General features: G+C 45.0%; 28 protein-coding genes. 13 read left to right on the top strand and 15 right to left on the bottom strand.

Annotation, left to right across the window (positions count from 1 at the left end; genetic code table 11):
- Nucleotides 1–58: 58 nt before the first annotated feature.
- Genes FHS68_RS17220 through FHS68_RS17205 form a run of 4 tightly spaced genes read right to left on the bottom strand, consistent with a single transcriptional unit; the run spans nt 59 to nt 2,532 of the window.
- On the bottom strand, nt 59–496 hold the full coding sequence (locus FHS68_RS17220) for a hypothetical protein (RefSeq protein ID WP_167272370.1): 438 nt from the start codon (nt 494–496) through the stop codon (nt 59–61).
- Nucleotides 486–698: a hypothetical protein gene (locus tag FHS68_RS17215; protein ID WP_167272368.1), complete on the bottom strand. Its 213-nt coding sequence runs from the start codon at nt 696–698 to the stop codon at nt 486–488. The genes FHS68_RS17220 and FHS68_RS17215 overlap by 11 nt, the downstream gene beginning before the upstream one ends.
- Before the next feature lie 23 nt (nt 699–721).
- Complete coding sequence (locus FHS68_RS17210) at nt 722–2,047, bottom strand: cytochrome P450 (protein ID WP_167272365.1); 1,326 nt, start codon at nt 2,045–2,047, stop codon at nt 722–724.
- A gap of 5 nt (nt 2,048–2,052) precedes the next feature.
- Complete coding sequence (locus FHS68_RS17205; protein ID WP_167272362.1) at nt 2,053–2,532, bottom strand: Dps family protein; 480 nt, start codon at nt 2,530–2,532, stop codon at nt 2,053–2,055.
- Between the two features lie 201 nt (nt 2,533–2,733).
- Between FHS68_RS17205 and FHS68_RS17200 the strand changes: the two genes are divergently transcribed.
- The 3 genes from FHS68_RS17200 to FHS68_RS17195 are packed head-to-tail and all read left to right on the top strand — an operon-like array spanning nt 2,734 to nt 3,626.
- The gene (locus FHS68_RS17200) at nt 2,734–3,273 is read left to right on the top strand and encodes a lipid-binding SYLF domain-containing protein (protein ID WP_229211942.1); all 540 of its coding nucleotides are present in this window, start codon (nt 2,734–2,736) and stop codon (nt 3,271–3,273) included.
- The gene (locus FHS68_RS26445) at nt 3,177–3,416 is read left to right on the top strand and encodes a YSC84-related protein (protein ID WP_229211941.1); all 240 of its coding nucleotides are present in this window, start codon (nt 3,177–3,179) and stop codon (nt 3,414–3,416) included. The genes FHS68_RS17200 and FHS68_RS26445 overlap by 97 nt, the downstream gene beginning before the upstream one ends.
- A 12-nt stretch (nt 3,417–3,428) precedes the next feature.
- Nucleotides 3,429–3,626, top strand: a complete 198-nt coding sequence (locus tag FHS68_RS17195) for a KTSC domain-containing protein (protein ID WP_167272359.1) — start codon at nt 3,429–3,431, stop codon at nt 3,624–3,626.
- A 138-nt stretch (nt 3,627–3,764) separates the two neighbouring features.
- On the opposite strand, the gene FHS68_RS17190 is transcribed toward FHS68_RS17195, so the two are convergent.
- The 4 genes from FHS68_RS17190 to FHS68_RS17175 all read right to left on the bottom strand — a co-directional run bounded on the left by FHS68_RS17190 (nt 3,765) and on the right by FHS68_RS17175 (nt 11,574).
- Nucleotides 3,765–5,477: a GMC oxidoreductase gene (locus FHS68_RS17190; protein ID WP_167272356.1), complete on the bottom strand. Its 1,713-nt coding sequence runs from the start codon at nt 5,475–5,477 to the stop codon at nt 3,765–3,767.
- Nucleotides 5,478–5,545: 68 nt separating this feature from the next.
- Nucleotides 5,546–6,733, bottom strand: coding sequence for an esterase (locus FHS68_RS17185; RefSeq protein ID WP_167272353.1), 1,188 nt, complete (start codon nt 6,731–6,733; stop codon nt 5,546–5,548).
- A 101-nt stretch (nt 6,734–6,834) separates the two neighbouring features.
- Complete coding sequence (locus FHS68_RS17180) at nt 6,835–8,346, bottom strand: DUF1501 domain-containing protein (protein ID WP_167272350.1); 1,512 nt, start codon at nt 8,344–8,346, stop codon at nt 6,835–6,837.
- 3 nt (nt 8,347–8,349) lie between these two features.
- Nucleotides 8,350–11,574: a DUF1553 domain-containing protein gene (locus FHS68_RS17175; protein ID WP_167272347.1), complete on the bottom strand. Its 3,225-nt coding sequence runs from the start codon at nt 11,572–11,574 to the stop codon at nt 8,350–8,352.
- Between the two features lie 157 nt (nt 11,575–11,731).
- Between FHS68_RS17175 and ypfJ the strand changes: the two genes are divergently transcribed.
- Nucleotides 11,732–12,577, top strand: a complete 846-nt coding sequence (ypfJ, locus tag FHS68_RS17170; RefSeq protein WP_167272344.1) for a KPN_02809 family neutral zinc metallopeptidase — start codon at nt 11,732–11,734, stop codon at nt 12,575–12,577.
- 70 nt (nt 12,578–12,647) lie between these two features.
- Here the strand turns inward: ypfJ and FHS68_RS17165 are convergent, their stop codons facing one another.
- Together FHS68_RS17165 and FHS68_RS17160 are read right to left on the bottom strand one after the other, a co-directional pair.
- Nucleotides 12,648–13,436, bottom strand: a complete 789-nt coding sequence (locus tag FHS68_RS17165; protein ID WP_167272341.1) for a phytanoyl-CoA dioxygenase family protein — start codon at nt 13,434–13,436, stop codon at nt 12,648–12,650.
- A gap of 12 nt (nt 13,437–13,448) precedes the next feature.
- Nucleotides 13,449–13,679: a DUF4287 domain-containing protein gene (locus FHS68_RS17160; protein ID WP_167272339.1), complete on the bottom strand. Its 231-nt coding sequence runs from the start codon at nt 13,677–13,679 to the stop codon at nt 13,449–13,451.
- Nucleotides 13,680–13,793: 114 nt separating this feature from the next.
- Between FHS68_RS17160 and FHS68_RS17155 the strand changes: the two genes are divergently transcribed.
- Nucleotides 13,794–14,180, top strand: coding sequence for a response regulator (locus FHS68_RS17155; RefSeq protein WP_167272337.1), 387 nt, complete (start codon nt 13,794–13,796; stop codon nt 14,178–14,180).
- A 21-nt stretch (nt 14,181–14,201) separates the two neighbouring features.
- On the opposite strand, the gene FHS68_RS17150 is transcribed toward FHS68_RS17155, so the two are convergent.
- Entirely contained in the window at nt 14,202–14,975 is a 774-nt protein-coding gene (locus FHS68_RS17150; protein WP_167272335.1) for a DeoR/GlpR family DNA-binding transcription regulator, read from the bottom strand.
- A 143-nt stretch (nt 14,976–15,118) separates the two neighbouring features.
- Between FHS68_RS17150 and FHS68_RS17145 the strand changes: the two genes are divergently transcribed.
- The 3 genes from FHS68_RS17145 (at nt 15,119) to FHS68_RS17135 (ending at nt 17,822) form a co-directional block, all read left to right on the top strand.
- Nucleotides 15,119–15,487 carry a DUF4406 domain-containing protein gene (locus FHS68_RS17145; protein WP_229211940.1) on the top strand — a complete coding sequence of 123 codons (369 nt, stop codon included), beginning with the start codon at nt 15,119–15,121 and terminating at the stop codon, nt 15,485–15,487.
- Between the two features lie 120 nt (nt 15,488–15,607).
- On the top strand, nt 15,608–16,129 hold the full coding sequence (locus tag FHS68_RS17140; protein ID WP_229211939.1) for a hypothetical protein: 522 nt from the start codon (nt 15,608–15,610) through the stop codon (nt 16,127–16,129).
- Nucleotides 16,130–16,211: 82 nt separating this feature from the next.
- Nucleotides 16,212–17,822: an aminotransferase class V-fold PLP-dependent enzyme gene (locus FHS68_RS17135; RefSeq protein ID WP_167272333.1), complete on the top strand. Its 1,611-nt coding sequence runs from the start codon at nt 16,212–16,214 to the stop codon at nt 17,820–17,822.
- Between the two features lie 98 nt (nt 17,823–17,920).
- Here the strand turns inward: FHS68_RS17135 and FHS68_RS17130 are convergent, their stop codons facing one another.
- Together FHS68_RS17130 and ytxJ are read right to left on the bottom strand one after the other, a co-directional pair.
- Nucleotides 17,921–18,088 carry a hypothetical protein gene (locus FHS68_RS17130; RefSeq protein ID WP_167272331.1) on the bottom strand — a complete coding sequence of 56 codons (168 nt, stop codon included), beginning with the start codon at nt 18,086–18,088 and terminating at the stop codon, nt 17,921–17,923.
- A gap of 119 nt (nt 18,089–18,207) precedes the next feature.
- Nucleotides 18,208–18,549 carry a bacillithiol system redox-active protein YtxJ gene (ytxJ, locus tag FHS68_RS17125; RefSeq protein WP_167272329.1) on the bottom strand — a complete coding sequence of 114 codons (342 nt, stop codon included), beginning with the start codon at nt 18,547–18,549 and terminating at the stop codon, nt 18,208–18,210.
- A gap of 298 nt (nt 18,550–18,847) precedes the next feature.
- On the opposite strand from ytxJ, the gene FHS68_RS17120 reads away from it, so the two are divergent.
- Nucleotides 18,848–20,038 carry a pyridoxal phosphate-dependent aminotransferase gene (locus FHS68_RS17120; protein WP_167272327.1) on the top strand — a complete coding sequence of 397 codons (1,191 nt, stop codon included), beginning with the start codon at nt 18,848–18,850 and terminating at the stop codon, nt 20,036–20,038.
- A gap of 64 nt (nt 20,039–20,102) precedes the next feature.
- Here FHS68_RS17120 and FHS68_RS17115 read toward each other — a convergent pair whose 3' ends face one another.
- Nucleotides 20,103–21,092: a S1C family serine protease gene (locus FHS68_RS17115; protein ID WP_229211938.1), complete on the bottom strand. Its 990-nt coding sequence runs from the start codon at nt 21,090–21,092 to the stop codon at nt 20,103–20,105.
- Between the two features lie 192 nt (nt 21,093–21,284).
- Between FHS68_RS17115 and FHS68_RS17110 the strand changes: the two genes are divergently transcribed.
- Entirely contained in the window at nt 21,285–21,857 is a 573-nt protein-coding gene (locus tag FHS68_RS17110) for a cupin domain-containing protein (RefSeq protein ID WP_167272325.1), read from the top strand.
- A 55-nt stretch (nt 21,858–21,912) separates the two neighbouring features.
- Here the strand turns inward: FHS68_RS17110 and FHS68_RS17105 are convergent, their stop codons facing one another.
- Nucleotides 21,913–23,898: a sialate O-acetylesterase gene (locus tag FHS68_RS17105; protein WP_167272323.1), complete on the bottom strand. Its 1,986-nt coding sequence runs from the start codon at nt 23,896–23,898 to the stop codon at nt 21,913–21,915.
- A 324-nt stretch (nt 23,899–24,222) separates the two neighbouring features.
- On the opposite strand from FHS68_RS17105, the gene FHS68_RS17100 reads away from it, so the two are divergent.
- From FHS68_RS17100 to FHS68_RS17090, 3 genes are all read left to right on the top strand, one after another.
- Nucleotides 24,223–25,161 (top strand): ring-cleaving dioxygenase, encoded by a 939-nt coding sequence (locus FHS68_RS17100; RefSeq protein WP_167272322.1) that lies wholly within the window; start codon nt 24,223–24,225, stop codon nt 25,159–25,161.
- A gap of 7 nt (nt 25,162–25,168) precedes the next feature.
- Nucleotides 25,169–25,792, top strand: coding sequence for an alpha/beta hydrolase (locus FHS68_RS17095; protein ID WP_167272320.1), 624 nt, complete (start codon nt 25,169–25,171; stop codon nt 25,790–25,792).
- Nucleotides 25,793–25,904: 112 nt separating this feature from the next.
- Complete coding sequence (locus tag FHS68_RS17090; RefSeq protein ID WP_167272318.1) at nt 25,905–26,483, top strand: Crp/Fnr family transcriptional regulator; 579 nt, start codon at nt 25,905–25,907, stop codon at nt 26,481–26,483.
- The last annotated feature ends 15 nt before the right edge of the window (nt 26,484–26,498 follow it).

Here is a 26,498-nt window from a genome sequence, read left to right as displayed (position 1 = left end):
AGGAATTGCTGCCGGATTTTTTCCTCTTCCAAATCAAGCTGCAATAAATGCTGCTTGATCACATCATCTTCAAACATTTCCTTTTTGTTGAACTGATGAAGAAGTATGCGCTTCTTTTCAAGTATTCTTTGGTAATCACCTGAAATTGGGTCACGTAGTCATGGCCAGAATGCAAGGGGTTTTCCTCTTTAACATGGTTGAGGAATCCGATATCGCTTTCCAGTTTGTATTTAAGACCTTGCAATAATTCATTGCGGGGTATTTCATCCGAATACTTTTCGTCAATAAAATCAAGGGATGCCTGCGCGAGCTTTCTTCTGATGATCACGTCCTGTTCCGGGGAAGTAATGTCATAATCTCTTTCTCTTAAGTTCATCCATTTGATCACAAAAGGCAGGGTTAACCCCTGAAAAACCAATGTGACGAGGATCACTACGAATGTGATAAACGAAATCAGGTTACGCTGCGGAAACGGTTGTCCGTTGTTAATCAGCAATGGGATCGAGAGGGCAGAAGCAAGGGAACCCCAATGGCAATGTAAAGCCCGGAATAATGGAATTGGAGATGTAAGCAATGACGCAGGAGGTCAGGATCACAATGATGAACGCGAAGGAGCCAATGACCCGGCGCCATTTCCAAAATCTTTCCAGGAAGTCTGCGATAATCAGCGAAAGATAAAGGATAATGGTGTTATGCATTGTGAACGTTGAGAATTAGCGTCTTAGCGGACATACAATTTAATGCCATTTGTAGACTTAAGTACAATCAGCGGATGCATTCCAACCGGATGTGACACATCGCTTTCAAAAGTAAATCGTTTGATCAGCGAGGCAAGGATCAGCTGCATTTCCATCATCGCAAATTGCTGCCCGATGCAGATTCTCGGTCCTGCACCAAATGGTAGGTAATTAAATTTTGCGCGGTTCTTAACTGCTTCGGGACTGAAATTATCAGGATTAAATGCCTGTGGATTGTCCCACAGATTAGGGTTCCTGTGCAGTTCGAAAACAGAAAGGAATACAGAAGTACCTTTTGTAAGCTGGTAACCCTCAATGTCACTGTCCGCCGTGGCTTCCCGGGTCATCGTCCATGCCGGTGGATAAAGTCTCAGGCCTTCTTCCACAACCTGCCTGGTATAAGGCATTTGCATCAATTGCCAAAAGGAGGGTACGTCATCAAATAGCTCACTTTCCTTCCTGATTTTGCGTACGATTTCGGGCTGTTTAGCCAACTCCCAAAGTAACCAGCTCAGCCCGGTAGCTGACGTTTCGTGTCCGGCTGCAAACATGGTGATCGCTTCGTCGCGGATCTGCTGGTCGTTCATTTGTTCCCCGGTATCTTCATCGGTGCTGTCCAGCAGCAATTGCAACAGGTCATTCGGTGTTTCCCCGGAAATGCGTCTTTGTTTGATAAATTCAAAAACCAGTCTGTTGAAATATTCCAAGTCTTTCCTGAAACGGCGGTCTTCCCCGTTCAATGCCATCCATGGTACCCGGTATGGCCGCCGGACACGGGTAACAAGATAGCGTTGCGTCCGGCTTACCTGATGGTAAATCTGCGCTTTATCTTCGGTTGTCATATTTCCGAATAGCGTTTTCAGCGCTATATCAGAAGTGATACCCATCATTTTGGCATCAATGTCTATTGCCTCCTTGCCCCTAAATGCTTCCATTTCAAGCAAAAAATCAGCCGTAAGCTGGCCCATGGCAAGGAATAATTCCTGTAACCTTTCCCGGTGAAAGGCAGGCTGCACCAATCTCCTCTGACGAAGCCAAAAATCCCCGTCACTGGTCACCAGGCCATTGCCCAATACGGGGCGAAGCATTTTAGAGGAACTGCCCTTTTTGAAATTCTTATTATTCTGTTGCAGGATATGCCTGAAAAAGGCTGGGTCGCGGCTGACCACAAATTCACGGAAGAGCCGGAGCCGGAAGGTATCGCCACAGGTATCAAAGCCTTGCCGGAGAAACCGCAATGGATCTCCGGCAAACTTGAAAGGGCTCAAAATGCTTATTTTTCCTAGTTTAAAATCCGGGATCGGGCGCATTTATATTATTTCTTACCTGCAAAAGACCGTAGCATCCAGGTATTTTTTTCCTTGAATTGCATAAAGCGGTTTACCATATCATTGGAACCATCATCTCCTGCCTCGTCAGTTGCTTCCAGCAGCTCGCGTTCAAGGCCAATCAATTTAGCCATATCATCCAGAATCGCATCCACCATATCCAGGTCTTTCATGCCAATGGTATCAATCTCTTTGATGGCAGACTCATTGATATAATCCACGAAACGGCTGTGTGGCGGCTTGCCTAAGGTAAGTACCCGCTCTGCGATTTCATCAATGGTCAGCTGTGCATTGGTGTACAATTCCTCAAATTTGACGTGCAGGGTAAAAAAATTCTGGCCTTTAATATTCCAGTGGCAGCCCCTTAATTTCTGATAGTGGATATGATAATTGGCCAGATAGTCGTTCAAGAGGTCCACAACGGGTTTCACTTCCTGCTCATTCAGGCTGATTGCTTTGGCATCCATAATGATAAATTGATTGAAAAGATTTGAATATAAATCAACAAAACCGTACCAAAATAAAGAAACGTCCTTCGTATACGTTCTTAATTCGGAAACAAACAAAAATGGCTATAAAAGTCCGTTTTCCGCGTATCCAATCTGACTTTTTGCATGCCCGGCACGATACTTTTTATCCAACTACCATAACCACTAATATTTCAAATTATGTCTATTAAAATGCTAAAATCGCTGAAATCGCAAGCTTTGACACTGATTCTTTTGGTAGCGTCAATTCCAACTTTCGCGCAGAATAAAGAAGATGACAAGATCAAGGCTGCTACTGCGGTCCTAAATGATTTTACCGAAATGAAAGAGAACATTCCATCGCAGCTGCTGAACCTTTCGAAGGGTGTGATTATCATTCTTAAAATGATCAATGCGGGCTTAATGGTGGGTGGAAAGTATGGACGCGGTTTGGCTATGGTGAAAAGCGGGAATGGTGAATGGAGTGACCCGGTTTTTATTACAATAGCCGGTGGCAGTATCGGCGCACAGATCGGCGTGCAGTCCGTAGATCTTGTGTTGGTTTTCAAAAACAGCAAAACACTTATGGACATTGGTACGGGAGTTTTACCCTCGGCGGGGACTTATCGGTTGCAGCAGGGCCAATGGGCAGAAGTTCATCGGCGCAAACAGATTACAAGCTGGAAGCAGAAGTTTATTCCTATTCCCGGAGCAAAGGTTTGTTTGCAGGAATTACGCTAAACGGTGCAGTGCTGGCCGTTGATGAAAAAGCAAACAAGGCCTTTCATAGTGATTGGGTGAATGCAAACACGACTTTCAAAGACTCAAGCATTAAATCCGAACCGGTTTCGGAATTGCGGGCAAAATTGGAAGAGTTCAATTAAGGTAAGCTGACCATGCCATCCTCTGTCATATCCAGGCTTATTTACGACGGTGACAAGGAAACATTGCGCGTGGTTTATGTTTCAGGAATGGTGTATGATTACAAAAAAGTCCCTCTGGAAGTGTATCAGTCTATGATGGCTGCATTCTCCAAAGGGACTTTTTTAAACAGATATATTAAAGGGAATTTTGAATTTGAGAAGGTGGAATAAGGGAATTGTGAATGAGTGAATGATTGAATGAGTGAATGAGTGAATTTTGAATGAGTGAATGAATTAATTCCGTTGTACTGGAGATTCTATTATCCTCATTCCGCGGCGGACTTATTTACTCATTCACTCATTCAAAATTCATAGGTTCCCCTTCCTCATCTCCTTCACCGCATAATCCACTGCCCTCGCCGTGAGCGCCATATAGGTCAGGGATGGGTTTTGGGTTGAAGTCGATGTCATGCTGGCGCCATCAGTTACAAATACATTATTCACTGTATGCATCTGGTTCCATTTGTTTAGTAGTGATGTCTTGGGATCCTTTCCCATTCTTGCGCCACCCATTTCATGATTTTCGCTTCCGGGTTTTCTGTTTGTATCGGATGTTTTAATGTTGGTGAAACCTGCTTTATCAAGCATTTCGCTGAGTTCTGTATAAAAATCCTTTATCATTTTCATATCGTTATCATCAAAATCCACCGACATGCGGAGCTGCGGAATGCCCCATGGGTCTTTCAATGTAGGGTCAAGGCGTACAGAATTTGACTCTTTGGGTATCGTTTCTCCCATCATCTGCGCGCCCAGGCTCCATCCGCTTTCGTCGGGTTTGAAAAGATTTTCCTTTAACGTGTCCCCAATCCCGGCATTCGAATTGCCCATTTTATTTGCAGAAAAAGACACCGCATAGCCTCGGAGAAAATCAGTTTCCTGCTTGAATACATTGCGAAATCTCGGAATATAAGCTCCATTGGGCCTTCTGCCGTCTGTTGTTTTATCATGAAACCCATCAAACTCTGCGTTAACACGTCCGCGATAATTGTGAAAGCCAATAAACTTACCCAAAACGCCGCTATCATTGCCCAATCCGTTTGGAAATCGATTGGAAATTGAGTTAAGTAAAATCAGGTTTGAGTTAATCGCAGAAGCATTGATGAAAATGATCTTTGCGTAATACTCCGTCATTTCTTTCGTCAATGCGTCCACGACTCTTACGCCAGTCGCTTTCTTTTTCTTTTCATCATAAATCACCGAATGCACCACCGAATGCGGCCTTAATGTGAGATTACCCGTTTTTTCGGCCCAGGGTAAGGTGGATGCATTTGTGCTAAAATACCCTCCAAAAGGGCAGCCTCTCTGGCACATGTTCCTGTGCTGGCATTTCGCCCGGCCTTGCTGCAAGTGTACAGGCTGTGGGTCTGTGATATGCGCGGCCCTGCCGATGATAACCGGGCGGGCATTTTTGTAATTTTTGGCCGTCTGGTCGCTAAAATGTTTTTCGACACAACTCATTTCGTGCGGAGGCAGAAACTCGCCGTCGGGCAATTGAGGTAACCCATCCTTATTTCCTGAAATGCCTGCAAATTTCTCCACGTAACTATACCATGGTGCGATGTCAGCATAACGTATAGGCCAGTCCGTTGCAAAGCCATCGCGGGCTGGTCCTTCAAAGTCGAAGTCGGACCATCGCTGGGTTTGTCGCGCCCATAACAGCGAACGTCCGCCTACCTGGTAGCCGCGCATCCATGAGAATGGTTTATCCTGAACATATGGATGTTCGGCGTCTTTGACGACAAAATGCATTGCATCTTCTCGGAAAATGTAGTGCTGGCTTGCCATGGGATTTGCCTCTCGTATTGCGAGCGTGGGTTGCCCGAGATGCTCAAATTCCCAGGGCATCATGTTAGTCGTTGGATAATCCACAATATGCTTCACATCCCGTCCACGCTCCAATACCAGTGTTTTTAATCCCTTCTCAGTCAACTCTTTGGCAGCCCAGCCACCACTGATACCCGTGCCCACCACTATGGCATCGAAGGTTTGTTCCTTTATTGAATCAATGTTTAGATATGCCATTTCACCAATTTTTATTTAAAAAATATTTCTTGTGTAGGATCTTGCTGAGACTTGATTGCCTGATTTCCCTATTTTTTCCAAAGACTAGGCAGCAACTTATCATGCAGCAAAAGTCGCCACGTTCCCCAATCGTGGGCTCCTTCGCCGCCAATGAAATACTCGTGTTTGAAACCTGCTTTTTCCAATGCTTTGTGGGTAGCAGCAGATCGTTTTCCAACCGCAGAGTCCGATTCCCCTTTGCCCAGCCCGACCAATAAGTAATCCACTTTTTCCTTCGCCTTTGGATCATTGAAGAATGAAGGGTTCAATTTTTCAGGCTCGAGGTCGCCTGCGCTGAGAATCCCAAAAGAACTGAATAAGTCCAATGCATTGAAACCCACGGCTTCGGTATGACGTCCACCCATTGAAAGTCCTGACAGAGCACGACCCTTTCTGTCTCTAATTGTACTGTACTGCTTGTCGATTAAGGGAACAATCTGTTTTCTCAACTCGTCTTCAAAAAGCTTGTGAGTTTTGTTAACATGGTCCGGATCACTTCTGTGAAGAACCTGATTATTAGGCATTGCAATGATCATCGGAACGATCTTGCCTTCCGCTAACAGGTTGTCAGCGATAAAATTAGCTCGGCCATCGAGCATCCAACCTGAAGCCAATTCTCCACTTCCGCCCACCAGATACAGAACCGGGTATTTCGTTTTCGGATTGTAACCGGGAGGCGTGTAAGCGAACATTTCCCGCTCACCATTTAGAACCTCCGAATGATAAATATGTCGGGTAACATTGCCATGAGGAACGTTTAGCGCGTCATAATATGCTGGCTTACTGTCGTGTACCACGACATTGCTGTAACCGGGCTGATTGGAAGTTCCCGTGAAGGTATTGTTCGGATCAACAATAGACACACCATCCAGAATAAACCGATAAACGTAAATATCGGGCTTCACCGGTCCGACGGTCAGCGCCCAAAAGCCATCGGCTCCCTTTACAAAAGGAATGTTGGCTTTCGATTTTAACGCCAGCAGGATCGGTCCGCCGGTGAGCTCGACTTTGGTAGCGTCAGGTGCTTTGAGCTTGAATGTAATCGTGTGATCATCGCGCACTTCGGGAGATATGATGTTTCCACCATAAGGAACCAGGTTTTCCGTATTTTTTTGCGGGTTGAAGTCCAGGTTTACATTGGCCTGCTGAGCGAAGGTCATTGGAGACGCGGTCAGGAAGATCAGGGAAAAGCCTAGATATGAGTAAGATAGCTTCATTGCTCAGGAAACGTTAATTTTAAGCGCGTTTTTTCATACGCTTGCCTGATGTAAAGACGAGAATGTGCGGACGTTACCCGGGGTTTTCGAAAAAGTAACTTTCATGCCAGGATATCTTTCACCACTTTCCCATGTACATCCGTAAGCCTAAACCTGCGCCCCTGAAACTTGTAGGTCAATCTTTCATGATCTACACCCATTAAGTGCATCAATGTCGCATGGAAATCGTGTACATGCACGGGATCTTTCACAATGTTGTAGCTGAAATCGTCCGTTTCGCCATAGCTGATTCCCGCCTTAACACCCGCGCCCGCCATCCACATCGTGAAACATCGCGGGTGATGGTCGCGGCCGTAATCGTCTGCCGTTAATTTACCCTGCGAATAAACAGTCCGGCCGAATTCTCCGCCCCAGATCACCAGCGTATCGTCTAGCAAACCCCTTCTTTTCAGATCCATGATCAACGCAGCGGTCGCCTGATCGGTCTGTTTGCATTGATTCGCGATGCCTTTCGGTAATCCTCCATGCTGATCCCAGCCCTGGTGATATAGCTGAACAAACTTCACATCTTTTTCCAACAACTTCCTCGCAAGCAGGCAGTTCGCTGCGTAAGTACCAGGATCGCGGCTTTCCGGACCATATAAATCAAAAACCTCATCGGGCTCGTCAGATGTATCGATCACCTCAGGCACAGACGTTTGCATGCGGAATGCCATTTCGTATTGCGCAATACGGTTATCGATCTCGGGATCGCCGTATGAATCATTTTGCAAGTGGTTTAGTTTGGCAAGATATTGCAGCATTTCTTTTCGGTCGGTGCCGTCGTAGCCCTCCGGATTATTCAGGAACAGGACCGGATCCTTGCCAGAGCGAAATTGAACACCCTGATGTCTGGATTCCAGAAAGCCATTTCCCCACAATCTTGCATAAAGAGGCTGGTCTTTCGGTGCATTTTTTGAAACCAAAACAATGAATGTAGGCAGGTTGTTATTGTCTGTTCCAAGTCCGTAACTCACCCAGGAGCCAATGGCAGGCCTGCCGGGAAGCTGGTTGCCAGTTTGGAAAAAGGTAATCGCCGGATCGTGGTTAATTGCTTCGGAATAAATGGATTTAACAATGCATAAGTCGTCCACCACTTGCGAAGTATATGGCAAAAGCTCGCTTACCCAGGTCTGGCTTTTCCCGTGCTGACCAAATTTATAGATCGACGGTACCATTGGCAGCGCACTTTGATTGGCGCTCATTCCCGTCAGCCGCTGCCCTTTCCTAACCGAATCTGGTAAGTTCTGACCCGCCAGATTAACCAGTTTGGGTTTATAATCAAATGTTTCAAATTGCGAAGGGCCGCCGCTCATAAACAGGTAAACCACCCGCTTTGCTTTGGGCGCAATGTGCGGCAATGCTTTGAGAATATCCGCTTCCAGATCGCCTGAGGCAGGCGCATTGCGCGACGCCGAGCCATGAAGTTTATCCAATCCAAACAACGATCCCACAGCCAATGCACCCAACCCAAGCGAGGTTTTGGTCAAAAACCTGCGACGATCGAGCTTTTTATGCAGGTCATTAAAGTCGGGGGTATGCAGCCTGAATTCTTCGGCGTGATGATGGTGCATGACTTATCTCTTGGTTAAACAGGCGTCCGAATTGAGAATGGTGCTTGCAACAACACTGTTGGCTGCCAAAAGTGCGGAATCCAACTTTTTGTCAACTTTATATTGGCCGGTCGCAAGCCAGCCAGCAGCCTTTTTTGGATCTTTTCTGAATTTGTCTTCTTCCAATTTCTGTAAGGTAAACAGCAAGTCTACTTCTTTTTGAGGCGGTTTTCTGCCGGTCAGTTTCCTGTAAGTATTGGTGATAGCGGTTTTGCCGTCGGCAATTTTTGTCATTTGTTCACCCAATACTTTTGCGGCTTCAATAAATGTCGGGTCGTTTAATGTAACCAATGCTTGCAAAGGCGTATTGGTTTTCTGTCTGCGGACTAAGCAAAAGCTTCGAGAAGTGGCGTCAAAAGTGGAAAGGGTAGGATTCGGCACCGACCTTTTGGCAAGAATGTAGAGGCTTCGCCGGTAGACTGCATCGCCGGAATCAGGAACATAGTTGCTGCTGTTGATCGACCATAACCCTTCGGGCTGGTATGGTTTTACACTTTTTCCACCAATCTTCTCATTTAATAATCCACTCGCCATCAACACATTATCCCGAATCATTTCTGCCGACATCCGGTTAGCCGGTCCTCTGGCATATAACCTGTTCTCAGGATCATTCTCCCTCGCTTCACGGCTCGCGCGGGAGTCCTGGCGATACGTAGCTGACATTACCATCAGCTTACTCATTTTTTTAATATCCCATCCCGATTCCCTGAATGTTACGGCCAGCCAATCCAGCAATTCGGGGTGACTAGGCATTTCTCCCTGGTTTCCAAAGTCTTCGGTGGTTTTGACCAGACCGGTTCCAAAGAAATTTTGCCATAAACGGTTCACTTCCACACGGGCAGTCAGCGGGTTATCCGGGTGTGTAAGCCATTGCGCTAGTCCGTAACGGTTTTTGGGTAGGTTTTTTGGGAATGCAAAAATAGAAGCAGGTGTTCCGGGAAAAACCTTTTCTCCCAATGCATCATAATTTCCCCTGATCAAAACATGCGCCTGTTTGGGTTTTGACATTTCCTGCATCACCATTAGCTCGCGGATATATTCTGTGGAATCACTTTGCAATGTCCTCGCTTTTTGCAGTTCCAGCCTCGACTTCACTGTTTCTTTGTCAATGGTCGAGAGGTAGAACGCTCTCAATGTATTTTTTTCAACGGGTAAAAGTTGCTGTGGCGATTTGGCAGCAATGTCAATCCAATTCTGTTTACGTGCCAGGATTTTAATTTCGAATGGGGTTAATGTCCTGCTATAAATCGCGATGTCATCCACTTTGCCATCCTTAAACCCAAGTCCCCGCCACCAGCCGCCAATCTGCAATCCAGGCTGATTTTCTCCCTTGAATAAAATATCTTTGGTCAGCTGGTTCATGGTAATGTCCGTAGCTGTTTCATTTCCATTGATATACAATTTGTAACCTTCGGCTTTGGACGAACCGTCATAGGCAATGGTCAGCTGGATCCACTGATTTCTTGGAACGGGTCGTTTGGTGACTTTGGTGATGGCATTGGACGGAGCTGTATGCGCCATGTTGAGTTCAAGCCGGTCATTTTTGAGATATAAATGATAACCCCTGAAGTTATACAGCCGCTCAGCATTGCTCTTATGCAGGATTACGCCTTCTTTTAATTCTTTGGGAATATTTACCCAAATCCCAATGGTAAATGCTTCGGATTTTCTGAAAACCCCCGCTGGCGAAAGATCGAGGAAAACGTCGCCATTCAATAAAAGCGACTTGCCGTAATTGGTCTTTTCAAATTCGGGCATACCACCATCCTGGCCCGATTCCCGTTTCATTGTCCCGCTTTGCTTTGCATTGACGGTGTTTTTCAACGCGACATTTTCGAAATTATAAAAAGCCTGTAATCCCGATTCAGGGATTGTTTGCCTCGTGAGATGGTTATATTCTCGCTGATTAATCCATTGTTCAAAAGCAGGTTCCGACTTTCTTTTTGTTTCAACTAATATTTTTTCCTGGCTGCTGATTTTTGATTGAATGAACGCAAGCATTTTCTCCTGCTCGGCGGTTGGCAACATCAATGTCGGTGTGGGTAAGGCGTCGTCCCAGGAAATCTGCCCGGCTTCCTTTACATTGTTGAAAAAGCTGAACAGCTCATAATAGTTTTTCTGAGAAACCGGATCGTACTTATGGTCATGGCATTTGGCGCACCCCACTGATAATCCGAGAAATGCGTCGCCAAATGTATTGGTGCGATCGATTACATATTCGGTTTGAAATTCTTCTTCAACAATACCGCCCTCCATATTTTGCTGATGGTTCCTATTGAATGCCGTGGCGATTTGCATATCCCGAGTGGGCTTGGGCATCAGGTCGCCTGCTAACTGCCAATGTATGAATTGGTCATAATGCATATTTTTATTGAATGCATTGATCACCCAATCCCGGTAAGGCGACATATCCCGCAACCGGTCCACCGTGTAGCCGTGGGAATCCGCGAAACGGGCGAGATCCAACCAATCGACGGCCATTTTTTCACCATAATGTAGAGAATTCAGCAATCTGTCAACTTGCTTCTCATAGGCGTTCGCCGAATTGTCTTTTAGAAAAGCATCCGTTTCTTGCAATGTTGGCGGTAAACCTATGAGATCGAGCGACACGCGGCGCAACAATATTTCCTTTTCAGCCTGGGCAGATGGCTGCAGCTTTTCTTCTTCCAGTTTCCGGAAAATGAAATGATCTATCTCATTGACAATCAGATTGGTGTGAGATACTTTCACGATTTTTGATTTTTCAGGCTTTACAAATGCCCAATGCGGTTTGTATTCGGCGCCATCGCGGATCCATTTGATCAGGGTTGCCTTTTCTTTGGCTGAAAGTGCCAGATGCGACTCCGGTGTGGGCATCATATATTCAGGATCGGCTGAGACAATGCGGTGAAAGAACTCGCTATCGGCCAAATCGCCCGGATTAATTGCAACTCTTCCTGATTTTTTGGATTGTTTTACAAATGCTGATTCGGCCATATCCAATCTTAGACCCGCTTTTTGCTTGGCCTTATCCGGGCCATGGCAGGCAAAGCATTTATCAGAAAGGACGGGTTTGACATGTCTGTTGTAATCCAGTTCTTCCGGCAATTCGTTCATTGCGATCTCTACATCCTCGGGCAGCTCGGGTGAACAGGAGAAAAAAAGAAGAGACGCAAACAAATAAAGAAGAATGAGTTTAGCCAAAGTCATAGCACAATCAGGATCACTTTAACAAAAATATAATTTAAGATTTTGTATAAATAATACAAGGCAGAATAATTCAGAGATAATTACATTTACAACTTATCGTTGTGGCACATTATTTAGATAATATTATTAATAGTTTTCAACCTAAACATATAAGCACATGCGTTGGCAGGATTTACGGAGAAGTAGTAATGTAGAAGATCGCCGTGGAATGTCTGGCGGTGGTAAAATTGCATTAGGCGGCATTGGTACCATTATCGTTTTGGCCATTGGCCTGCTAACCGGTCAGGATCCGGGAGAAATTCTTTCGAACATCCAAGGAACGCAGACGGAGCAGGCACAAACGCGTCCGCCTGGCCCGCGGCCGGACGATAAAACCGCCGATTTTGTCACTGCCGTGCTTGGAAGTACGGAAGATGTTTGGACGCAGATTTACACCGAGAACGACGCTAAATATGAGAAACCAAATCTTCAAATATTTGAAGACGCTACGCAGAGCGGCTGCGGGGGCGCATCCTCGGCTATGGGGCCATTTTACTGCCCGGCGGATCATAAAGTTTATATTGACCTTTCTTTTTGTGACCTATTGCGCGAACGTTTCAATGCGCCGGGGGATTTCGCGGTCGCATATGTCGTCGCGCATGAAGTTGGGCACCACGTACAAAACCTGATGGGGCTTAGCGAAAAAATGCAGGAGCAACGCGGCAGGCTTAGCGAAGCAGAATATAACAAATTGTCTGTTAAACTTGAATTACAAGCTGATTTCCTCGCAGGCGTATGGGCCAATCACGCCCAGGAAATGAGTAAAATCCTTGAACCGGGGGACATTGAGTCGGCGTTGAATGCGGCCAATGCAATCGGCGATGACAAATTACAACAAGAGTCACAAGGTCGGGTCGTACCGGATGCCTTCACCCACGGGACTTCGCAGCAAAGAATGTATTGGTTTAAAAAGGGATTTGAGACCGGGGATTTGAGTCAGGGGAAGTTTGATGATATTAGATAGCTTGACTTTTTAATTCGATTTTTCGGCTGACCAATGTGCTGTTTCGCATATTGGTCAGCCGAAATTCTTTCTAGAATAACCCGATCCCACGCCTAATAGCGAATTCAACAGGCGAATAGTCATGACCCTCATCATAAATTTCAAAATCCATTGCAGGCAGGAGTGGCGGCTGGGCCATGAAACGCGGGTTTTTCCCGTGGTGAGGCTGTGCAGAATGGACAAGAAATGGATGGCACAAGTAAACTGTCCCGGCTTTTCCCGTCGCGCTGACTTCCGGCTTGCCAGCGGTTGCCGGGAGTTTGTCTGCTAGTTCCATGAAGGTTAAACCAGTTTCACCGAATGGTTCGAGGATTCGGGCCACGTCCAGGTGGGAACCTTCACGAATGCGCGTGGGAGCATCTTCCTGACCGACGTCTGAAAATAGGAACAACATCAGAAGTGCACGGCCACGCGACCTGACATTAATTCGCCATTTAAAATAATCATTCACCTCATCGCCAGGAAAACTGGCCTCAACGTGCCAGCCGGTATCACCTGGATCAGTTTGGGACGGGAAACGCACTGGAAATGTTCCCAGGCTATTACGCGGAAGCCATTTTCCCGCACCAACTAACTCGTCAAACGCGGCATGTAGCAATGGTGCATTGGCGGCTTCCCTGAACGGTTCCTGCGCATACTCGCCTAACCTGATTACAGGTTTCGTCCAGGTAGCGGGATCGTCGGGATTGCAGCCGGTATCTTTCCAAAGCAAGGAACAGCCTCTTTCGGCAACTTCCTTTGAAAATGCATTATCAAGCCTGAGATAGCCTTTTTGAATAAAATTCTGAACTAGGTCAGGAGTTAAATGAAATGGAATCATTGGTTTGCATTTCTAATCGCTAGTTTCATCCTTAATACCTTTTAATAAGGCGTAAATCGCCATGGCGTGTCCCTGCCCCAGCTCGAAATCAGCTTGCAACCATTTTACTATGTCACCAGCCTTTACGCTGGTTTTGATCTGTCCGTTTTCGGTAAAGCCTTTTTCAGCGGCGAGTTTTCTAAAATCGTCCGGGCCTTTGCCTGTCTTTGATTTAATGGTTTTGAGATATCCCTGGAATGACATAAATGGTTTGTTTTAGGTGTGGCAACGCGAAGTAGGCAAAAGATAAAAGATATAAATTATTAGAGCAACCGCAGATATTTATAATTTGCAACCCTACTACTAACGAATCCTTGAATGTTGTACCAGAATGTCCTTCTCATCGATGACGATGAAGATGACCAGGAAATTTTTTTGAATGCCCTTGAAAAGGCGACACATTCCGTAAACTGCCTCGCATTTGATAGCGCTGGCGAGGCTCTCAACAAACTATTAAGGAAAGAAATCAGAACCGACGTAATCTTCCTCGATTTGAATATGCCTCTTATGAACGGGCAACAGTTCCTTTCAGAGATTAAAAGGAAAGAGTTACTCAGGGATATTCCGGTAATTATTCTCTCAACTTCATCCAATGTCAATGTCATCGAACTGACCAAGAAGTTAGGGGCAATGGATTTTATCACCAAGCCCGATAGGTTTGAAGATCTGATTACCGTTCTCAAATCGATCTTTACAAGCGCGTGATAAGGTATTGTCTCGGTGTCTTCATACCCCAGGAATAGCGATAATCAGCCGTTTTAAGCCGTTCTTCGCCAGCTTGTTTTCGTTCTCAGCACTGATCTCCGAGTCGGTGATGAGACAGGTGATGTCCGATAATGCTGCAAATTTGATATAGCTGTCCTTTCCAATTTTAGAGGAGTCGGTGAGCAGGAAAACCAGCTCCGCATTGCGGATAAAGGCGGAGGTGATGCTGGATTCGTGTTCCCCGTGCGCCGTCAGGCCGTTTTCTGCCGAAATTCCATCCACGCCGACGAACGCTTTCCGAACATGATAGCTGTCAATATGCTGAATGGCTTTCTCGCCATGCACAGCCTTTCTGGATTTGTCAAGCTCTCCGCCAATGAGGTTGATGCTGATAGACGGAATGTCAATCAGTTCGGCGAGAATGGGTAGTGAATTGGTAATCACCCTGATGTCATTTTTCTTTTTCAAGTAAGTACACATCCGGAAAACGGTGCTGCCACAATCGAGGAAAATAGTGTCCCCATCTGCAACCTGCTCGCTTGCGAGTTTGCTGATGCGGTCCTTCTGAGCATCACGCACACCAGCTTTTTCAACGAAACTGGTCAGGATCGGATTTTCAGGCTTCATTGCGCCGCCATGAGTTCTCAAAAGCAAACCTTCTTCAGCAATATCGTGCAGGTCACGCCGGATCGTAGCGGGAGACATTGCCAGCTTTTCGGATAATTCGAACACAGATAGGCTGCCTGTTTCGTAAACGGCGGTAAGGATTTTTTTCTTTCTCTCTTGGAAATTCATGTTAAACTATTACTTTTGATCAAAAATAATCAATAATAATCAAAATTGATACTTTTGTTTGCGTCTATTAGCCATAAAATAAATACTAAAAGTGGGCAGATCGCTTCACCCGTCGATTGGAATTTTTTAAACTTAAATAATTAATGATGAAAAAATTAATGATACTTGTAGCGGGGCCTTATCGCTCGGGTACAAACGATGACCCAGCGCTCATGCGGCAGAATTTGTCGAACCTGGAAGCGGTTACCCTCGATTTGTTCAGGGCTGGTCACTTGCCTGTGATCGGTGAATGGCTTGCGTTGCCGTTGTTGCATCTCGCAGGTTCGAAAGTGCCGGGAGATGCGCCTTATAATGAAATAGTGTATCCGGTTGCAGAGCGTCTTTTGCAAAAATGCGATGCAATTCTGCGCATGGATGGGGTTTCGAAAGGAGCAGATGAGGATGTCAGGATCGGTAAGGAGCGCGGTTTGCCGATATTCTACAAACTTTCTGACATTCCCGGTTGCGCCTAAAATATAAAATTCCGATGGCCATACCGGATTATCTTTACAATGTAACTTACTCTAAGAAAGCTTAAATGTTGCATCTGACGCTGGAATACTGTTGTTTGCATTTATAAAATTGCTGGCGTAATGATGAAGTATCACAACAGGCTTTCAGCTGGGGCCAATAACATTGTAATAGCGCTTTCAGAAACAGAAGTAGCAAAGCTTTTTGTAGGTGACACCCGGTCGGATATCGGCTCGGAGGCTGGAAAAATGAGGTTTGCGAACAATGTCAATGCGCTGATGGTCAAATTTATCAGACTTGATTTCAACGAGGACCTGGGTGCTGAAATGCTGGTGATGGAGCGGTTAAAGCCTATTGACTTTCGGGCATATGAGTTGAGTATCCGTGAATTGTGGCTGGATCTATTTGAAGACGAGTTGCGCGAACTCCACCGCGCTGGTTTCGTGCATAGGGATTTGAGACGCCCTTCCGGAATCGGCGGACTGGCATTTGACAACATCTTACTGACCGACAATGGATTAAGGCTAATTGATGTTGGCATTTCAGCAATTTCAGAGCAGGTAGGAAGCAAAATTTTTGAAAAATATCTTGAAACGGAGGAGAACGAAATGGTCCAATTCCGTGAGTTCTTCCTCAATCGATAGTTCTGCTTTCGGCGATTCGCTATATTTGGTTAAGACATCCTTTGTATCACCCAATATTCCCGAACTCCTATTGAAAAAGTTAATGAAACGCAGACAAGCGCTTAAAGATTTATCGCTGCTTCCCCTCGCCGGAACGGTCATGCTCCCAACCAAATCAGCTCAAAAGCCGGAAAAAACCGATCCGAAATTGGCTGCTAGCAAAGAAATTTACCAGGCAATCGGCGTTGAACCGATCATCAACTGCCGCGGGACTTTTACCATCATTGGCGGGTCGGTGGAAAGGCCCGAAGTAAGGGCTGCCATGGATGCCGCTGCGCAGGTGTTTGTGCAGTACGATGAGCTCGCTTTTGGAGCTGGCAAACGTCTGGCTGAACTGACAGGAGCCGAATGGGGCCTCGTTTCCGCTGGTTGTGCAGCCGGGTTGAAGCATGTGACAGTTGCTTGTGTGACAGGTGGAAACCCTGAAAAGCTCATCCGTATTCCTGATTTGTCTGGTTTTGAAAAAACAGAGGTAATTGTTCCCAGATATTCCCGCAATGTTTATGACCACGCGCTTCGGAATGTGGGTGTGAAATTGATAACCGTCGATTCTATTGAGGAATTGGCTAATGCGATCAGTCCTCGTACCGCACAGATTTATCTGATGGCGTGTGCACAATCCATGAGCGGACCAATGTCCCTGGAGGCGATCTCTAAAATTGCCAAGCCGAAAAATATCCCTATCCTGATCGACGCGGCAGCGGAGGATCTTACAATCCCGAATATTCATTTGAAAATGGGCGCGGATGTAGTCGTTTACAGCGGCGGAAAAGCAATTTGCGGACCGCAATGTGCGGGTTTGGCTTTAGGCCGAAAAGATCTGCTAATGTCGGCCTGGCAGGCGAGTGCTCCTCACCATGGTCCGGGACGCGACAATAAAGTCGGCCGGGAGGAAACAATGGGAATGGTAGCGGCCGTGGAAGCCTGGACGAAAAGGGATCACGCTGGGGAATGGAAAAGATGGTTATCGTGGCTGGATAGCATTTCCAAGAAAGTCTCTGGCATTGAATCCGTTAAAACTACTGTCATTGAACCAAAAGAACTATCTAACAGAACACCTGTACTTCGGGTTGCCTGGGATGCTGCCAAACTAAATATCACAGGTGAGGAAGTGGCTGAGCTTTTTGGACGCACCAAACCACGTATTGCATTGGGCGGCGGCAGTAATGAAAAAGAAACTTTTATTTCAATTACGACCGGACAAATGCAGCCTGGTGATGAGCAAGTTGTGGCCACCAGGATTGTTGAAGTTTTGTCGCAAAAAAGGGCCCCAAAGAAATCTGAAATGGAAGTGGCATCGGTTTCTTTGAAAGGACATTGGGAGGCTGATATCGAATTCTTTTCGAGTACGAGCAAACATTCGCTGATCATCGAACAGGACGGCAACTGGCTTCAGGGATCGCATAAAGGGGAATTCAGCGTTCGGGAAATGCAGGGAACTGTTGAGGGAAATGAATTTAAAATGCGCAGCACTGACCGCCAGATCGGCGATGCGATCACCTTTTTATTTTCGGGCTCGGTTAAAGATGATATGATGACCGGCTCAATTTATATGGGAGAATATATGACTGCCAAGTTCACTGCGAAAAAATATAAGTTTAAATACAAAAAAGAGAAAGTTTTCATCCCATCGGGGCCACCGCTGGCGACGTAGTCTTTTTTGGGTTGTTTTAAATGCAAATGAGCAGCTTTCGGCTGCTCATTTGCATTTAAATTGATGATGAAGTGCAATTGTCAATGAAGTGTAATTTGTTATTCCGTTGAATCAATTTTTTGCTTGACAGTTTCCTGCCCAAGTTTTTTAACATACTCCCTGGCCTCTCGATCATAAAGTTCTCTGATATGTTTTCCCCCATATTCATCATAGTACCATAACCAGACCATTTCCTCTGATACAATTGCTTGATGCAGGTTTTCCATATCCGTTGATGTAATGTTTTCCAAATATATGGAATAAATCCATTTAATTGGAAATAATCCATATTGAAATTTTGCGAAATTAAAACAACTCTTCTAACGTCTATTGCACCATCAGAAGACTAATTGGTTACAGGCACAAAGCTTAAAGTTTGTTTCAGGGAAATGGCTTCGTGTGAGGCGTCATAAAGACATTCCCCGTTTTTCACGACAAGTATCTGGGGAGACTGATGTTGTACCTGAAAGTTGCTGGCGATTGCCATTGACTCTCTGCGATTGCTGATCACATCAACGATGTAAAGGGGCATGTCCAAATGCTGGACAGCATTGACATCATTTTTAAGCTGACGGTAAGCCATTAGGCTGGTCATGCAGCGCGGACTATGCTTGTAAATAATGGAATAGTCGGCCGAGTTATAAATGCTTTCTACTTCTTCTTCACTATTAATTGTGACCCAATTCATATCGTATCTATTATGATCATTATCCAGCTAACAAAAATTGGCTGCTTTTTCATTCCCGCAACACAAAGAAATTGCGTCTTGGAGTTACATAATAGAATTTTAAATATTTAGAATAGAAATATTGTCACAACGGACGAAATTCCTGGACATTTAAGATGTTTTTTGTTTCTCCTGTTCTTGTAAATGATTATATTTATAAATCTCAAATACTCAATAGATTATTTGTAGATCCCGCCGTAAGCAAAATATTCCGGTAGCCGCACTGCCCGACTTGTTCAAACCACCAAATCATTTTATCATGGTACAGAAAATCAATCGTCGCAGTTTGCTAAAATCAGGTTTTGCCACCATTGGGGCTATGGCGGCAGCGCCTTTCATCGCTGAGGGAGCATTTGCCGGAACGCCATTAAGGCTCGACAAATCCAATCGCATTTTTTACAGTCCGATGGTTCGCGGACATTTTTTGGACCAGGAACCAGATTTGGCAAAGGTTATGGCCAGAATTGGCTCCAATGAAAACCCATATGGCCCACCGCCAATGGCCAGAAAGGCAATTTCTGACTCCATCGAAAAAGGAAACCGGTACGCACGTACAGAATTGAAATCCCTCACTGAAAAAATTTCCGCGAAGGAAGGAGTTTCAGGAGACCACATTATGATGGGCAATGGTTCCGGCGATTTACTAGAAAAGACAGCGCTTGCGATGTTCAAGGATGGAGGAAATATAGTTTCAGCTGATCCAACTTATATGTCGCTGATCCGTGTGGCCGAATCCATTGGCGCCACCTGGAAACCAGTGCCTTGCAATGCAGATTGGTCGCATAACCTGGACGCCATGGAAAAAGCGATCGACAAGGATACGAAGCTGATCTACATATGTAATCCAAATAACCCGGTTGGCGCGGTTACGTCTACAAAAGCGCTTATGGATTTTTGTAGCCGTGTATCCGAAAAAGTGCCCATTTTCATCGATGAAGCCTACATTGAGCTGGTTGAAGGAGCGGATAATACGAGTATGGTTGGCTTGCTGAAAGAAAACAAAAATGTGATCATCGCTCGTACTTTTTCGAAGATTATGGGAATGGCAGGCCTTAGGGTGGGTTACATCGCGGCCAAGCCGTCGACTTTGGAAATGATCAGGAAAATAGCAAAAGGTGGCGGTTCAGGTATTGCCTGCACATCTGTTTATGCGGCTTCTGCTGCCATGGATGATGTTGAATTCCAGAACAGTACCCGAAAAATGAATACGGAAGCCAAGACGTATTTGTATGATAACCTGAAAACAATGGGTTACAAATATGTACCTTCCTTTACCAACTTTGTGATATTTCCCATAAATATGCCCGGGAAAGAATTCTTGAAGAAAATGGTAGATAAAGGGATTATCGTCAAAGCAATGGATATTCAGGACAAACCCTGGTGCCGGGTAAGTATTGGTACAAAGGATGAGATGAAGCTGTTCGTGAGTGCCTTACAGGAAATTAGCTAGATTTTACAGATTTCATGGGGAAAGGATGGGCTCGGGCGAGTCCATCCTTTCTTTGTTCTTAAACCTAACCTTTCTTTTCAACCGGTACTATAATAAAGCTCAGCAGCTCGGTATGCCGGAGCACAGAAATATTCGTGATATCCAGGATTTCCTTATGTGTAAGCTCTTTAAATAACTCGTTGGAATTGGTTACTATCTTATTGTTAAAGGAAACTATAATATCCCCTTCCAGCAATTGCGACCGTGATGCGGGGGTATTTGCTTCTATTTTAGTGATGAAAACGCCTCCACGGTTGGACAGTTTGTAATGCTGACGCACTTTTTCGTTAATCGGCACATCTTGCAGCTGCAAGCCAAGAAATGCTTTGAAAACCTTCCCGTCGCGGATGATCTGCCGGGCGATTTCTTTGGCTGTATTAATGTCTACCGAAAAGCTCAAACCCTGCGCGCCTTGTATCACGGCAGTATTTACGCCAATCACTTCGCCATCGGTGTTAATCATCGGCCCGCCTGAATTTCCAGGATTGAGTGCTGCATCAGACTGGATCACATTGTCGACCATCCGCCCGGATTGCGTTTGCAATGTCCGGCCTAAGGCGCTCACAACACCAGTCGTAACCGTATGCTGAAAACCATAAGGGTTCCCAATTGCAATTACAAACTGGCCAATCTGAAGTTCGCTTGTGTCGCCCAACTTAGCGACTGAATGTCCCTGTGCATATATTTTTAGAATGGCCAGGTCGGTATCGGGATCTTTTCCGATCAAATTGGCTTCAATTTCATTTTCGTTAAGCAGGCTCACCATTATTTTCTCTGCACCCTCTACCACATGGCTATTGGTAAAAACGTATCCATCAGAAGAAAATATAAAGCCTGATCCCGAGCCTGCGGGCCGTAATTTGCCATTTACGGTCTTGTATGTATCAATTTTAACAACGGCGTTCTTGATCTTGTCCACTGCGCCGATAATCATGGTCGAAAAGGAATCCATAGCGATTGCGTTTAGCTTTCGGGTTGTGATCAAAAAGTCATCCAGCAAAATTTTTTGTGTCAATTTGTCGCTGAAGGTATTTGGCATACGCCAAAAGGACATACGTAACCCAATGATCTAACATTAAGTTAAATACCGTTTACTAAAATGCAATGGAATTGTAAATAGGGGTTATTATATTTGATATTGCCTCCTCTTGCTACCAATCATCTAAAATCTTTCACTCAATTAATCCGATCGAACCAAACAAATGCTATGAAAAGAAGCAAATTTCTCAAACTGTCCCTTGCATTGCCACTTGCGCCCGATTTTATATCAGGAAGCCGACTTCTCAGCCCGGACAGGTCCAAAAAAGGATTCGCCGTGACCAATGGGAAAGATCGGTTCGACCAGGCGATATCACTCCTGGAGGGAGATATGTTTTTCACCAAAATTTCATCAAAGGACACAAACGGCGATTTATATACTTTTGAATCGACCCGTGTTAAAAATGGCGGACCTACGCTTCATACCCATAAAGATCAGGATGAGTGGTGGTATATACTGGAGGGAGAATTCAAAGTGAAAGTGGGGGATGAGATTTACGAGACAAAAGCCGGGGACAGCGTTTTCGGGCCGCGGGGTGTGCCTCACACATTTACGAAGACAGGAGAGGGTACTGCACGCATGATTATCTCTTTCCAGCCAGCAGGGAAAATGGAGGATTTTTTTACGGCTATATCAGCAGGCGCCATGAAAGGCAAGAGTGAAAAAGAGCAGGACGATTTCAGAAAAGCGCATGGGTTTGAAAGGGTGGGCCCGCCGCTCGAATATTTTAAGAAGTTTTAGCAGACATTTTTATAACATTCCGGCAGCAAGTACCGGAATGTTATTGATGACCTTTTTATTTTGCTATCTTAAAAATTTTCCCGTTGACAATGACTGTGTAAAGCCCGCTTGGGAACGAATTCATATTAACTTCCGTAGTCCTAAGCCTTGTGTCAAAAGTGTACCGTTTTACACCTCTTAAATCAATTACCTCGACTTGTCCAAGTGATTCGCCTGCTTCGATAGTTAATTTCTCTTTAACCGGATTGGGATAAGCTTTCGCAGCAAAATTTGCATTGACCTTCACGCTTTCAATCCTGGTATATTCAAATCTCTCATCCAAATCCACTTGTTTCAGACGATAGTAATACGTGCCTGAGGGAAGATACTCGTCTTCAAATTGGTAGCTAATCGCGTTTTTCGATTCTCCCGCAGCGTTTACTGTTTTGATCGACTTAAAGGATATCGCGTCGGTACTTCTCTCCACTTCAAAGTGAGAGGAATTGATTTCGGCAGCAGTTGACCATTCTATCAACGCACGGCCAGAATAGCTTGTCTTTACATGGAACGATTTCCATGTGACAGGCAATGAAGAGCTGGAGACAAATAATCGCGGCGAATACACTGTATTATTATTGTTATCTGTCATCTTGAGTTTATAATTTCCTGCGCCTACCGTCCATGACTGGGAAGTGGCTTCCGATTGATTGCAATCTACTCCCAGCCAGTTATATGACCCGGATCCTGGTGCTGTGAAAGTAATTTGCAAACCAGTGTTTGCATATGATGCGGAGACAGCTGGCGGTGGTATTGCGGCATACGGCTGTGATTGGTTCATGAAATCAGCGGTAATCTGATCTGCCCAAAATCCGGCAAGGTGGATCAAACCCGAATAGACAATTCCATCACTATTATCAGGATTTACCCCATCTCCTCTAAAATGTATCTGGTCACCCCCCCTGTAAGTTTTGCCGTAATACGGGTCGGTTTCAGGTCCTGGATACACATATGGATAGTTTTCGTCCTCGTTAATAATTTTATTCTGGGAGTCGATCACATGTTGCGACGTTGTTGTAAGGTTGTTTATGGTAAATCTGGAAGCTCGTGCAACTACCCATGCGAGGTTTTCCTTTCCTGAGACCGTCCTGCTAGCACTGATTACCTGCCAGAGGTTGTTCACATAATCGGTTGGCGCATTATTAACTTTTTCCAGATAATTGTCTGTTTCACCCTGGTGCCATAAGATGGCCCTTATTCCTAGCTGTGCCGCATAATTGTTCAGTGCTAGCCTCAGGTGTCCAAAAGGCTGGCCTTCGGGAAAAGGCAAGCCAAACGCGCTGTTGGTAATTCCATTAGTTGGAATGCTTTGTTGCCAATTGGCACTGCCTGTACTTGACCAACCGGCATTAAAAATCATAATAGGGACGTGGAACTTTTCATAAAGTTTGTCACCGAAGGAAGCCCAGCACCAGGCATAATTACCAAATGGTGCCGTCTTGGTGTTTGCGTCCAGGTGAACATATTCCGGACAAGGTAATTGTGTGTTGGAATAAGAATAAGAAGTAAGCGTCCCGGCGTTATAGTTCTGAAAGTTAACACTGCTGACCTGATCGTGCTGAGCGCTCGGACCTGTTGGATTTTGATCACCGCCCGTGGCATTGGATTGCCCGGCTATGACAAAAACTTCGCCAACCCCCACATGGTCGATAGCTGTCGAAACCGTCAGGCCACTCTTTTTGACCCCTCTTACTTCGAGTTTGTACCAACCTTCGCGGACGACCATGGACCCATAGAAATGGCCGGCCTCTATGGAATTATCGACGACGGCCCAACCGTCTCCGACTGGAACCGCTGTTGTATAAGCGTCCAGCGAAACAAATCGGGCTTCTATTCTTTCAAATGGTTCGGATATATACCCACCAATGTATACGCTGGCTTCATGTGAGTTGTTTCGCTGAAATACTGCGCGATCCGAAGGAAATGTTACTGTGACTTGTCCAAATAAAATGGAACTGAATTGCAGTAAAAAAACAAATGATAATAGAGGTAGGTTTTTTTTCATAACGAGGTAGTAATTAAAATGATAGAAGATTTCAAGGGGTTTTATCCAAGCAAAAAGCCAAAAATTTATAAAGGGCGCCCGGCTTTTAAATAATCAGGGCTTTTGATGCAATATTTTCAGATTTTTAATAAATGAGAAATGGAAGATATGTAATATCAGCAATAAATCTGTGTAGCAATGATGGCAATTGATTATTCGGAAAGGCATTCTATGGAAATCCATTTTTTCCCGGCCTGAGCTTTTTCTTGTCCTAGTTCAATGCTTTTACCTTGGCTGATGCGATAAATTTGTTTCATTAAAAGCAAAACAAAACGAAATAAGAACATGGAAAATACAATCAACGGGATACATCACATTACAGCCATCGCTGGTGATCCCAAAAAAAATTATGATTTCTACACCCGTATTTTGGGATTAAGAATGGTTAAAAAAACAGTCAACTTTGATGATCCAAACACCTATCATTTTTATTACGGTGACAGAGAAGGCACTCCTGGCACAATCCTGACTTTCTTCCCATGGGGGAATCAGATTCCTGCGGGCCGGAGAGGCACAAGGCAGGTTACTGAAATCGGATATTCGGTTCCTGAGGGAAGCCTTGATTTTTGGCTTAACAGGTTTGAAGCAAACGGCGTCACTTATAATAAAGCATCCGAAAAATTTGGGGAAGAATATCTGACTTTCCTGGATCCGGACGGACTGAAATTTGAATTGACAGTTCCAAAAAAAGCAGACAACCGGACTCCCTGGGAAACCAATGAAGTATCTGCTGAGGTGGCCACGCGTGGTTTTCACCATATCACAATAACAAGTAACAAAATTGAGGATACAGCTAAAATCCTCACCGATATCTTTGGATACAAGTTGGTTGAACAACATGTAAACAGATTCCGGTTTTTGACAGATGCCGTAGAAAATGCCGCTATTGTCGATCTGGTAGAAGCACCAGGTGAACGGGCAGGTCATGTAGCCGGGGGTTCAGTACATCACGTGGCGTTTCGGGTAGCCAATGATGACATTTTGATGGAGTTCCGAGAAAAGATTGTAGAGGCAGGTTATCAGATTACCGATAAAATTGACCGCAATTATTTTTATTCTTTGTATTTCCGTGAGCCAGGCGGCGTACTGTTTGAAATTGCCAGCGATAATCCAGGTTTCCAGACAGACGAAACAGTTGAAACATTGGGCTCAGGTTTAATGCTTCCACCACAATACGAACCTCGCAGGGCACAAATTGAAAAAGTGCTTCCTGTACTGAACTAACCTTAAGATGTACACCCATAGCAAAGAGATCTTAACCAGCGGTCCACCTATCGCAGAAGCTAAAAAAGCGATCATCATGCTTCATGGCCGGGGAGGATCGGCAGAAGATATTATTTCCCTGAAACGTAATCTGAACCTGGAAGGGATGGCCATTTACGCGCCAAAGGCGACAAATAGTAGCTGGTACCCTAATAGTTTTATGGCGCCGGTGATACAAAATCAGCCCGCGCTGGATTCGGCATTGGTGCTGATCGGTCAGGTTGTCGCGGATATTGAATCAGGCGGCATTGCAACTGAAAATATTTACTTCGCCGGTTTTTCACAGGGAGCTTGTCTTACATTGGAGTATGTGACACGAAACGCCCGGCGATATGGCGGAATTATTGCTTTCACAGGAGGATTGATTGGACAGGAATTGAATGAAGGGAATTACAATGGTGATTTTTTAGATACACCGACTTTCATTTCCACGGGTAATCCTGATCCGCACGTCCCGGTGTCAAGGGTGAAGGAAACGATCGCAATACTTGAAAGAATGAACGCGTCTGTTACGTATTCCATCTATCCCGGTCGTCAGCATACCATTTCGTCCGACGAAATCAGGCTTGCTAACCGTCGAATTTTGGAATAGAAGGGCTTTAAATGCTTCTAAGATAACAGTTCGAACATATAGCATCCGGTTAAAAATCCCGAAAAAGTATACTTTTGGCATTGCTTTTCAAAAGGATTTATTAACCGGATGTATGTTTGAAAAAATTAATGATTATGCATTAAGGTGCATGCCTTTCTCTTCGCAAGACCTTGCTCTATTCGACTCATTACTTCAATTTAAAAAATTCCCAAAAAAGACTTTTCTCCTACTGGAAGGGGAGGTCTGCAAGTTTGAAGCTTACCTTCTCAAAGGGTGCATCCGTACTTATTATATAGATGGGACGGGCGCTGAGGTGACACTGCAGTTTGCGATTGAAGATTGGTGGGTTAGCGATATCATTAGTTTTCAATATCAGACACCTAGTCATATGTATATTGAGACCTTAGAAGACTGCGAACTCCTGACACTTTCGCCAGAAAATAAGGAAGAGTTACTAACGCAGTCGCCCGGGTTTGAGCGAATGTTTAGGCTGATGGTTCAACGCAACCTGGCGCAAACACAGGAAAGGCTTTTCCGTACCATTTCAACCAGTGCAGTTGAAAAGTATCTTGACTTTCTTAACCGTTACCCCACCATTCCCCAACGCGTTGCCCAACATTACATCGCATCTTACCTTGGCTTTTCCCCGGAATTTCTTAGTAAGGTCAGGAAAAAGCTTAGTGCTGGTTAGTTAGTCTTCAAATTA

This window comes from Dyadobacter arcticus (assembly GCF_011762185.1).
Classification (GTDB): Bacteria; Bacteroidota; Bacteroidia; order Cytophagales; family Spirosomataceae; genus Dyadobacter; species Dyadobacter arcticus.
This window is presented reverse-complemented; position numbering and strand designations above follow the sequence as displayed.